Annotated in this window: 8 protein-coding genes; 4 read left to right on the top strand and 4 right to left on the bottom strand. The window is 74.7% G+C overall.

Translation table 11 applies throughout. The features are described 5' to 3' along the window. Window positions 1-4: 4 nt before the first annotated feature. From Q1K26_RS07685 to cydC, 4 genes are read left to right on the top strand one after another with little or no spacing between them, the layout of a single operon-like run. Window positions 5-1,363, top strand: coding sequence for a cytochrome ubiquinol oxidase subunit I (locus tag Q1K26_RS07685; protein WP_300008871.1), 1,359 nt, complete (start codon window positions 5-7; stop codon window positions 1,361-1,363). After that, a complete protein-coding gene (cydB, locus tag Q1K26_RS07690) occupies window positions 1,363-2,313 on the top strand; it encodes a cytochrome d ubiquinol oxidase subunit II (RefSeq protein WP_300008872.1) in 951 nt (316 codons plus the stop codon). The genes Q1K26_RS07685 and cydB overlap by 1 nt, the downstream gene beginning before the upstream one ends. Then, window positions 2,310-3,983 carry a thiol reductant ABC exporter subunit CydD gene (gene cydD / locus Q1K26_RS07695; protein ID WP_300008873.1) on the top strand — a complete coding sequence of 558 codons (1,674 nt, stop codon included), beginning with the start codon at window positions 2,310-2,312 and terminating at the stop codon, window positions 3,981-3,983. Before cydB ends, cydD begins: the two co-directional genes overlap by 4 nt. Further along, window positions 3,980-5,710 carry a thiol reductant ABC exporter subunit CydC gene (cydC, locus tag Q1K26_RS07700; protein WP_300008874.1) on the top strand — a complete coding sequence of 577 codons (1,731 nt, stop codon included), beginning with the start codon at window positions 3,980-3,982 and terminating at the stop codon, window positions 5,708-5,710. Before cydD ends, cydC begins: the two co-directional genes overlap by 4 nt. Here cydC and Q1K26_RS07705 read toward each other — a convergent pair. Genes Q1K26_RS07705 through Q1K26_RS07720 form a run of 4 tightly spaced genes read right to left on the bottom strand, consistent with a single transcriptional unit; the run spans window position 5,622 to window position 10,076 of the window. Further along, window positions 5,622-6,206, bottom strand: a complete 585-nt coding sequence (locus Q1K26_RS07705) for a histidine phosphatase family protein (protein ID WP_300008875.1) — start codon at window positions 6,204-6,206, stop codon at window positions 5,622-5,624. The genes cydC and Q1K26_RS07705 overlap by 89 nt on opposite strands. Next, window positions 6,203-7,189 carry an ABC transporter ATP-binding protein gene (locus tag Q1K26_RS07710; RefSeq protein ID WP_300008876.1) on the bottom strand — a complete coding sequence of 329 codons (987 nt, stop codon included), beginning with the start codon at window positions 7,187-7,189 and terminating at the stop codon, window positions 6,203-6,205. The genes Q1K26_RS07705 and Q1K26_RS07710 overlap by 4 nt, the downstream gene beginning before the upstream one ends. Continuing rightward, complete coding sequence (locus Q1K26_RS07715; RefSeq protein ID WP_300008877.1) at window positions 7,186-8,919, bottom strand: iron ABC transporter permease; 1,734 nt, start codon at window positions 8,917-8,919, stop codon at window positions 7,186-7,188. The genes Q1K26_RS07710 and Q1K26_RS07715 overlap by 4 nt, the downstream gene beginning before the upstream one ends. Next, entirely contained in the window at window positions 8,916-10,076 is a 1,161-nt protein-coding gene (locus Q1K26_RS07720; RefSeq protein WP_300008878.1) for an ABC transporter substrate-binding protein, read from the bottom strand. The genes Q1K26_RS07715 and Q1K26_RS07720 overlap by 4 nt, the downstream gene beginning before the upstream one ends. Window positions 10,077-10,228 lie beyond the last annotated feature (152 nt).

Raw genomic sequence — 10,228 nt, forward strand, 5'->3', positions numbered from 1 at the left:
GCGCGTGGACGCTCTGGATCTCGCCCGCTGGCAGTTCGGCATCACGACGGTCTACCACTTCCTGTTCGTGCCGCTGACGATCGGACTGTCGGTCGTGGTCGCGGCGCTGCAGACGGCGTGGCACCGGACCGGGCGTGCGGAGTACCTGCGCGCCACGCACTTCTTCGGCAGGCTGTTCCTGATCAACTTCGCGATGGGGGTGGTCACCGGGATCGTCCAGGAGTTCCAGTTCGGGATGAACTGGAGCGCCTACTCGACGTTCGTCGGCGACGTCTTCGGCGCGCCCCTGGCCCTGGAGGCGCTGCTGGCGTTCTTCCTGGAGTCGACGTTCATCGGGCTGTGGATCTTCGGCTGGGACCGGCTGCCGAAGCGGGCGCACCTGGCGACGATCTGGGCCGCGGCGATCGGCTCGAACCTCTCGGCCTACTTCATCCTCGCGGCCAACGCCTGGATGCGCCATCCCGTCGGCTACGAGGTGGACGAGACGACCGGGCGGGCGCGGATGACCGACCTCGCCGCGGTGCTCACCAACGACCAGGCCTGGTCGACCTACCTGCACGTGCTCGGGGCGTCGTTCGTGGTGGCGGGGCTGTTCGTCGTGGCCGTCAGCGCCTACCGGCTCCTGCGTCACCCCGAGCACGACCGCGACCTGTTCCGGCGCACCCTGCGGGCGGGACTGCTGACCACGGCCGTCGCCGGGGTCGTGGTGACGGTCTCGGGCGACCACCAGGCGAAGCTGGCCGCGGAGTACGAGCCGATGAAGCTCGCCGCCGCGGAGGCGCTGTGGGAGAGCGAGTCCCCGGCCGGGTTCTCGCTGTTCGCGGTCGGGGACGTCGAGGGCAGCCGCAACGTCGTCAACGTCCAGGTGCCCTACCTGCTCAGCTTCCTGGCCACCGGCGACCCCGCCGGCACGGTCGAGGGCATCACCGACGTGCAGGAGCGCTTCGAGGCGCAGTTCGGCCCCGGCGACTACGTGCCGAACGTGCCGGTCCTGTACTGGGCGTTCCGGCTGATGATGGGGCTGGGCCTGGCCGGGGTCGGGATCGGGGTGCTCGGGCTGTGGCTGACCCGCCGCGGGCGGCTGCCGGACCGGGGCTGGATGTACGGCGTGGCGATGCTCGGGCTGCCCGCCGCGCTGGCCGCGAACATCTGCGGCTGGCTGCTCACCGAGATCGGCCGCCAGCCCTGGACCGTGGCGGGCGAGCTGCTGACCGCCGCGAGCGTCTCCCCCGGCGTGAGCCTGGGCGAGGTGGCGTTCTCGCTGAGCGTGTTCACCCTGCTCTACGGGGCGCTGGCCGTGGTCGAGGTGCGGTTGCTGTGGCGCTACGTGCAGGTCCGGCCCGTCCTGGAGGGGGTGCACTGATGGACCTGCCCACGGTCTGGTTCGTCGCGGTCGCGCTGCTGTGGACCGGCTACCTCGTGCTGGAGGGGTTCGACTTCGGGGTCGGGATGCTGCTGCCCGCGGTCGGCCGCGACGCGGACGGGCGCCGCGTGGCACTCGCCACGATCGGCCCGGTGTGGGACGGCAACGAGGTCTGGCTGATCGCGGGCGTCGGGGCGATGTTCGCGGCGTTCCCGGCCTGGTACGCCGCGACGCTGTCCGGGTTCTACGTGCCGGTGCTGTTGATCGTCGTCGCGCTGATCCTGCGCGGGGTGGGGCTGGAGTACCGGTCGAGGGTCGACGACCCGCGCTGGTGCGACGTCGCGATCGTCGCCGGGAGCGCGGTGCCCGCGTTCGGGTGGGGCCTGGTGTTCGCGAACATGCTGCGCGGCGTCGAGCTCGGCGCCGACGGGGTGGTGCGGTCCTCGCTGTTCGACCTGCTCTCCCCCTACGCGCTGCTCGGCGGCGTGGCCACGACGGCGTTGTTCGTGCTGCACGGGGCGCTGTTCCTGGGTCTGAAGGCCGACGGTCCGGTGCGGTACCGGGCCCGTGCGGCCGCGCGGCCTGCCGCGGTCGTGGCGGTGCCGGCGGTGGGGGTGTTCGCCGCCTGGACCGCAGGCGCCCTCGTGGCCGGGGTCGTAGTGGCCACGCTGCTGCTCGCCGTCACCTGCGCGGCGCGGCGGCGCGAAGGGTGGGCGTTCGCGGCGACGGCGGTGGCCGTCGCGGCGCTGTCCGTGCTGGTCTTCACCTCGCTGTACCCGGCCGTGCTGCCCTCGCGCCTGTCCCCGGCCTTCGACCTCACCGTCGCGAACGCGGCGTCGGCGCCGTACACGCTGGGCGTGCTCAGCGTGATCGGCGCGGTGTTCCTGCCGCTGGTGATCGCCTACCAGTCGTGGAGCTACTGGGTGTTCCGCAGGCGGGTCTCGGCATGAGACCGCTGGATCCCCGGCTGGTCCGCAGCGTCGCGGCGGTGCGGGTACACCTGGCCGTCGCGGTGGCCGGCGGCGTCGCGGTCACCGCGCTGGTCCTGCTGCAGGCCTCGCTGCTGGCGTCGGCGATCGCGGAGGTCTCGCTCACCGGGATCGGCGCGGTCGCCGCCGTCGCCGCGGCCCGGGCCCTGCTCGCGTACGGCTCGGAGACCGCGGCGCTGCGCAGCGCGGCCGCGGTGAAGTCGGCGCTGCGACGCAGGCTCGTGCGGCACGTCACCGCGTCCTCCCGCGACGCCGGGGAGGTCGTCACGCTCGCCACCCGCGGCCTCGACGCGCTCGACGACTACGTGGCACGTTTCCTGCCCCAGCTGGTGCTCGCGGTGCTGGTGCCCGTCGCCGTGCTGGTCGTCGTCGCGCGGGCGGACTGGATCTCCGCGCTGGTGATCGCGTTCACGGTTCCGCTGATCCCGGTGTTCATGGCGCTCGTGGGGTGGCACACCCAGGACCGGACGCGGCGGCAGTGGCGGCTGCTGGAACGCCTCGGCGGGCACTTCCTCGACGTCATGGAGGGGCTGCCGACCCTCGCGCTGTTCCGCCGGGCGAAGGACGAGGCGGCGCGGATCCGGGAGGCCACCGACGCGCACCGCGACGCCACGCTCGCCACGCTGAAGGTGGCCTTCCTGTCCGCGTTCGTGCTGGAAGTGGTGGCCACGCTGGCGGTGGCGCTGGTGGCCGTCCAGATCGGGCTGCGCCTGCTCTACGGGCACATCGACCTGGAGACCGCGCTGCTCGTGCTGATCCTCGCGCCCGAGGCGTACCTGCCGCTGCGCGAGGTGGGCGCGCGGTTCCACGCGAGCACCGAGGGGGTGGCCGCGGCCGAGCGCGTCTTCGCCGTCCTCGACGACCACGCCGCGAGTCCGCCTCCCCGGCACGGCGGGTTGCCCGTTCCGGCACGCACGATCCGGCTCGACCACGTGTCGCTGTCCTACCCCGGCCGCGACGGCACCGTCCTCGACTCGCTGTGCCTGGAGCTCGAACCCGGCCGCACGACGCTGGTGACCGGGCGCAGCGGCGCGGGCAAGTCGAGCCTGCTGGCCCTGCTGCTGCGCTTCGCCGAGCCGACCGCGGGCACGATCACCGTCGACGGGCGCGACCTCGCCGACCTGCCGCCGGCCCCCTGGCGCCGGCGGATCGCGTGGGTGCCGCAGCGGCCGCACCTGTTCGACGCCTCCGTCGCCGACAACATCCGCCTCGGCGAGCCGGGCGCGAGCGACGACGCGGTGCGCCACGCGGCCCGGCAGGCCGCCGCCCACGACATGATCACTGCGCTGCCCGGCGGCTACGACACCCGCCTCGGCGAGCGCGGCGCCCGGCTCTCGGCGGGCGAGCGGCAACGGATCGCGCTGGCCCGGGCGTTCCTGCGGCGCGCCGCGGGCGCGTCGATCGTGCTGCTCGACGAGCCCACCGCCCACCTGGACGGGGCCAACGCCGACGCCGTGCGGGCCGCGGTGGCGCGGCTGCTGGACGGTGCGACCGGGGTGATCGTGGCCCACGACGGCGGCTGGGCCGACCTCGCGGACCGGATCGTCACCCTGGACGCGACGAACGGCACTCCCGTCCACCCGGAGTGGACCGAGGTGCCGCTCGTGGCGCGGGCCGGAGGTGCGCGGTGAGGTGCGACCCGCTGCTTCGCATGATCGCGCTGGCCCGCCCGCGCGGTGCCCGGTTCGCGCTCGGCGTGCTGGCCGGGGCGTGCGCGACGGCGTCCGGGGTGGCGCTGCTCGCCGTCGCCGCCTGGCTCATCGCCACCGCCGCCACCGCACCGCCGCTGACCGCGCTGAGCGTCGCCGTGGTCGCCACGCGCGCGCTGGGCGTCACCCGTGGGGTGGCGCGCTACCTCGAACGCCTGGTCACCCACGACGCCGCGCTGCGCACCCTCGCCGATGTCCGGGTGCGGGTGTACGAGCGGCTGGCGCGCACGGAGCCGGTCCGCCGCTTCCGCTCCGGCGACCTCGTCACCCGGCTGGTCGGCGACACCGACGCCACGCAGGACCTCCTGATCCGCGGCCTGGCCCCGCCCCTCGCCGCGCTGGTGACCGGCGCGGGGGTGGTCGCGCTGTCGACGGCGCTGCTCGTCCCGGGTGGGGTGCTGCTCGCCGCGGGACTGGCGCTGGGCGGGGTCGCGGTGCCGGCCGTCGCGTACGCCGCGGGCCGGGGACCGGGGCGGCGGGCGGCCGCGGCGCGTGCGGAGCTGTCCACCGCCGTCGTCGACGCCCTGCACGGCGCCCCCGACCTGCACGCCTACGGCGCGATGGACGCCGCCGTGGCCCGGGTGGACGCCGCCGACGCGACCCTCACCCGGATCGCCCGCCGGGACGCCGCGCTGCTCGGGCTCGGTGCGGGGGCGTCCGCCCTGGTCGCGGGCCTGACGCTGTGGGGCACGCTGCTACTCGGGGTCGCCGCCGTGCAGCGGGGAACGCTCGGGGAGGTGCCGCTCGCGGTGCTGGTGCTCACCGCACTCGCGGCGTTCGAGATCGTGGCACCGCTGCCCGGTGTCGCGGGTCGGCTGGGCGCGCTGCGCGCGGCCGGGGCCCGGCTGTTCGACGTCCTCGACACCCCACCGGACGTGCACCGCTCCCCCGCCGCGACGGTCCGGCCGGAGCGGGGGCTGCGCATCCGCGGCCTGCGCGTGCGCTACGGGCCCGGCGAGCCGTGGGCCGTCGACGGGCTGGACCTGGACCTGCCGCCGGGGCGCCGGATCGCCGTGGTCGGACCGAGCGGGGCGGGCAAGAGCACGCTGGCCGCGGTGCTGTTCCGCTTCCGCGACCCGGACGCGGGAACCGTGCACCTCGACGGCGTCGACGTCACCACGCTGGACCCCGACGACGTGCGCCGCACGGTGTCCGGGGTGCCGCAGGACCCGCACGTGTTCGCCGGGACCGTCCGCGACAACCTGCGGGTGGCCGCGCCGGAGGCCACCGACGCCGAGCTGGCCGCGGTGCTCGACCGCGTCCGGCTGACGGCGTCGCTGGCCCCCGCGGGCGGCCTCGACGCCGACACCGGCCTGCGCGGCGAGCGGCTCTCCGGCGGCATGCGGCAACGCCTGGCGCTGGCCCGCGCGCTGCTCGTCGACCCGCGGGTGCTCGTCCTCGACGAGCCGACCGCGCACCTGGACCCGGACACCCGCGACGAGGTGCTCGACGACCTCCTGACGGCGACGCAGGACCGCACCCTGATCCTGATCACCCACGACCGGTCGCGGCTGGACCGGCTCGACGCGGTGGTCGAGCTCCCCACTCGTCCGGTGGGACTCAGTCCGTCGGGTCCGGCGCCGCGGCGGTCGGGGTCACGTTGTACATCCGCAGGCGCGCGTCCGTGCCGTCCAGCTCCAGCACCGTGAGGCTGGCCGGGGCGACCGGGACGACCAGCGTGGGGTGCAGGCCCAGCAGGTGGTGGCACAGCGCCCGGATCGGGCCGCCGTGGGTGACGACGAGGGTGGTGCCTGCCGTGCGGTCCAGCCCGGCCACCGCCTCGACGACACGGGCGGTGAGCTCGGCGAACGACTCGCCACCCGGCGGGGTGTACCGCCCGGCCCGCCAGTCCGGGTAGGCCGGCACCGGCAGCTCGGACGCCGGCCGGCCGGTCCAGTCGCCCAGGTGCGCCTCCTGCCAGCGCCGGTCGCCGGTCACCTCCGGGTACCCGAGAAGCTCGGCGGTCTCCCGCGCCCGCGCCAGCGGGGACGTCACGACCCGCACGGGCACGTGGGCGGCGACCAGCGGATCCAGGGCGCGGGCCTGGGCGCGGCCGGCCTCGGAGAGCGGCACGTCGTGGTCACCCTGCAGGCGGTGCGCGGCGTTCCAGGCGGTCTCCCCGTGCCGGACCAGCAGCAGCCTCACCGGCGCAGCCCGGTGGCCGCGTCGAAGACGGCGTCGGGCCGGTCGGGCAGTGCCACCCGCATCACGTCACCGAGGGCCAGCCGGGGCGGGGCGTCGGTCACCACCGAGATCCGCTGGCCGTCCCGGACCCCGGCGACGACGTAGCGCCCGGCCAGCGGGGTGGTCTCGGTGTAGCGCGTCTCGAGGTCGCCCGCGGGGTCCAGGCGGAGCGACTCCGCGCGGTACATGTGGCGCTCCCCGCCCGGGCCGTCGATCAGGTTCGCCGGCGGCGTGCCCATGAACGTCGCCACGAACGCGGTGGCGGGGCGCCGTACCAGCTCCAGGGGCGCCCCGAACTGCTCGACGCGGCCCTCGCGCATCAGCGCCACGTGCGTGGCCATCGTCATCGCCTCCACCTGGTCGTGCGTCACGTACACGCTCGTCGCGCCGGTCGCCCGGTGCACGGCCAGCAGCTCCGCGCGGGTCTCGACGCGCAGCTTCGCGTCGAGGTTGGACAACGGCTCGTCGAACAGCAGCACCGACGGCCGTGGCGCGATCATGCGCGCGATCGCGACCCGCTGCTGCTGCCCGCCGGAGATCTCGCCCGGGTAGCGGGCCGCCAGCTCGCCGATCGAGAGCAGGTCCAGCACCTCGGCGACGCGCTCGCTGCGACCCGGCGTCCCGGCCACCTTCAGCGGCCACTCGACGTTGGCACGCACCGTCATGTGCGGCCACAGGGCGTAACTCTGGAACACCAGCCCGGCCCCGCGCCGCGACGGCGGCACCACCGTGCCGACGCCGACGACCACCCGGTCACCGAACCGGATCTCGCCCGCGGTGGGGCGCTCCAGCCCGGCGAGCATCCGCAGCGTGGTGGTCTTGCCGCAGCCCGACGGGCCCAGCAGCACCAGGAACGCGCCCTGCGGCACGGCGAGGTCGATGCCGTCGACGGCGGCGCGGCCGCCCGCGCCGAAACGCTTCTCCAGCCCGCGAACGGTGATCACGTCTTCTCCAGCCAGGGTTGGGCCGCGCCCTGCAGGCGGCGGGCCAGGACGGTGGCCCCCACCGAGATGACGGCGATGATCACGGTGATGGCGTTCGCGAACTGCGCGAACCCCTCGGACGCGTACCGGAAGGTGAGCACCGACAACAGGGGCGTCGCCGGGGTGACGAGCAGCACGACCAGCGAGAGGTCACGCACCAGGTTGACGAACACCAGCACCGCTCCCGCCAGCAGCCCGCGTGACGCCAGCGGCACCACGATCCGCGCCAGCCGCCGCCCCAGCCCGGCGCCGGCCATCTGCGCGGACTCCTCCAGGTCCGGCGCGATCTGCCCCACCGCCGAACGCCCGGCCTGCGCCGCGTAGGGCAGCGTGTACGCCGCCCCGGCGAGCACCAGCAACGCGAACGTGCCGTACAGCGCCGGGATCGGCCCGACCGGGCGCCCGAACTGCGCGATGAACGCCGCCCCGAGCGCGATGCCGGGCACCAGGAAGGGCAGGAACGACAACGTCGACAGAGCGGTGGCCAGCGGCGTCACCCGCAGCCGCGTCACCGAGTAGCCCACCGCCAGCCCGAGCGCCGTGGCGGCGAGCGCGACCGACAGGCCCAGCCCGACCGTCGTCAGCGTGGCCTCGACGATCTGCGGGTTGCGCAGCACCCCGCGCTGCCCCTGTGCGATCGACGGATCGGACTCCCCTGTCCAGAAGTGCAGGGTGAACCCGCCGGTCAGCGAGTTGGTGCGACGCGCGAAGCTCGACGCCAGCAGCACCAGCCCGGGCAGCACCGTCGTCGCCGCGCACAGCGCGATCGCCAGCAGCGCGAGCGGGCGACGGGCCGCACCCAGCGGGGTCAGCGACCGGCGCCCGCCCTTGCCGGTGATCGTGGCGTACGAGCGGCGCCCGCCGACGAACCGCGTGCTGGTGAACAGCAGCAGCGCGGCCACCCCGATGAGCAGCAGCGCCAGCACGTACCCGCGCACGGTCTCCCCGGTCGCGATCGCGCCGTAGAGCCTCGTCGACACGGTCTGGAACCGCACGGGCAACCCGAGCAGGGCGGGTGAGGCGAAGTTGGAGACGCCCTCGGCGAAGGCGAGCAGCGCGCTGGACACGATCGCCGGCGCCACCACCGGCAGCGCGATCGACCGCGCCACCCGCAGCCGGGAGGCCCCGGCCATCTCCCCGGCCTCCAGCAACTCGCTGTTCACGGTGGCCAGCGCCGCGGCGACCAGCACGAACGTGAGCGAGTAGTAGTGGGCCACCAGCGTGGCCGCGACCGGGACCGCACCCCAGGCCAGCCAGTCCGGCACCGGGACGCCCAGGTCGAACAGGATCCCGACGCGCCCGCCGATCAGGTCGTTGCGGAAGACCGTCTCCCAGGCCAGGGCGAGGGCGAAGCTGGGCAGCGCGAACGGCACCATCGCCAGCAGCCCGATCGTGCGCCGCCACGGGGCGTCGGTCATCACCACCAGCCAGGCGGTGAACCCGCCGAGCAGCGTCGACCCCAGCGCCGTCGCGACGCCGACCACGAGCGAGTTGCCGAGCGGCTCGTAGAACAGCGCCGGCGCGAGGCGCCCGGTGAGCACGTCGGACCAGGCCTCGATGCCGTCCGGGCGCAACGTCGTCGCGATCAGCCCGACCAGCGGGGCCAGCACCAGGACCGCCAGGACCGCCGCCGTCCCCAGACCGAGGACGACGACGGGATCCCGGAGGGTGGTGCGCAGTCGGGTGCTCACTCCAGGGTCAGCAGCAGGTCGGCGACGTCGCCGCGGGCGTCCGCCGTAGCCTGCGGGTCGATCTCCCACGCCCCCAGTTCGGCCAGCGAGACCGCGTCGGCGGGCGCGACCACGTCGGAACGGGTCGGGTAGTCGCCCGCGACGTAGAACGGCTCGAAGCCGGGGCCGCCGGTCTCGCTGTCGTCGCCCATGAGCAGGTCGACCAGCAGCCGGGCGGCGGCGGGGTTCGCGGCGTCGCGGGTGATCGCGAGCAGGGCGGGGAACGCGATGCCCGGCGCCGGGACCACGCCCGTGGCGGCCTGCAGCGCCCAGCCCTCGTCGGCGTTGTCCCGGCGGTCCGAGTACGAGGTGAAGCCGATCGGCGGGTTCTCCTGGCCGCGCAGCCCGATCGCCGCGTTGACGTTGTCGGTGTCGTCGACGAGCACCACGCCGTTGGCGTAGAGGTCGGCGATCCACTGCTCGCCCGCCGTCTCGATCCCGTCGGACAGCACGACCGGGCCGCCCCGCAGCTCCTGGTGCGCCGCCTCCATCTCCGTCGAGCGCAGCACGATCTCGGTCATCAGGTCGAGGTAGTCGCCGCGCACGTTCGGATCGACCATCACCACCCGGCCGCTCCACTCCGGGTCGGTGAGCTGCCACAGGTTGGTCACCGGCGGGCCCTCGGGATGGGCCTGCTCGTTGTACATCAGCGTCTTGGTCGAGAGGCGGTTCGCCACCAGCGGCGACGTGTACTCGGCGGGCACCGCGTCGGCGACCCGGGGCGGGACGTAGTTGCGCAGCAGGCCCTCGTCGAGCAACTCGGTCAGCACCACCGGCGCGTCCGAGAGGTAGGCGACGTCGGCGCCGCCGGTGCCGGCCTGGCCCTCGGCCCGCAGCCGCGCGATCTGCTCGGTGGAGGAGATGTCGGTCGGGAGCAGGTCGACGCCGGGGAAGCGCTGTTCGAACACCGGCTCGATGGCGGCGATGCGGCTGGTGAAGGAGTAGACGACGACCTGCCCCTCCTCCTGCGCCTGCGCGTAGAGCTCCTCGGTCGTGGCGGTGTCGAGAGGATCGGGTGCCGGGGCGGCGGCGGGTTCGGCGATGGGGGTGCCCCCACCGCAGCCGGCGAGGACGAGGGTCAGGGTGAGGGCGGGAACGAGCAGGAACCGACTGGACACAGGAGGACTCCGGTCAGACCCGAATCCGCAGGTAGGTGCGCGACACGGGCCCCGAAATGAGGATGGGTGCCCTGCTGAGCTGGGAAAATGGTCTGTGCGAAGAGATCAAAGTCCCGGGCGGAAGGGCACCCATCAGATGCGGAAGATACGCG

The organism is Pseudonocardia sp. (assembly GCF_029263155.1).
In the GTDB taxonomy this organism is placed as follows: domain Bacteria; phylum Actinomycetota; class Actinomycetes; order Mycobacteriales; family Pseudonocardiaceae; genus Pseudonocardia.